General features: G+C 58.5%; 1 pseudogene. It reads right to left on the bottom strand.

The features are described 5' to 3' along the window. Positions 1-273, bottom strand: a pseudogene (locus tag ACGFW6_RS45165) (hypothetical protein); the annotation flags it as partial. Between the last annotated feature and the right edge of the window lie 110 nt (positions 274-383).

The following is a 383-nucleotide window of genomic DNA, read 5'->3' as shown; positions in this document are numbered from 1 at the left end:
GTCGTTGCCTCCGGCGGTCATGAGGACCACCTTTGTGTGGGGATCCATTCCGTCGGCCTGACTGACAATAGTGTGGTCCCCGGTAGTGATTTGGGCGCCACTCCAGGCCCGCACATCAGTCTGAAACGTGGTATCGTCCCCGAACTCCCGATTCAACCGGCGCGTGAGCACCGAACCATAATTCTTAGGGCTGCGATACGAATGGTCCGTTGGATATTCATCATCTTTTAGCGTTCCGTTGCCTGCCGAGTAGGAGTCTCCCAGCACAGTCATCTTCACTAACCGGCGAGGCGGCACCCACCCATCAACCGTGACCGCCCGAGCCGGATTAGCACCAATGCTGTCGAATGATTGTAGGCCCCGCAACACCGGAACCGCCTGCG

The sequence above is a fragment of the Streptomyces sp. Y7 genome, from assembly GCF_043195415.1.
GTDB lineage: Bacteria > Actinomycetota > Actinomycetes > Streptomycetales > Streptomycetaceae > Streptomyces.
The sequence above is the reverse complement of the archived record's forward strand: the minus strand, read 5'-3'. Positions and strand labels throughout refer to the sequence as shown.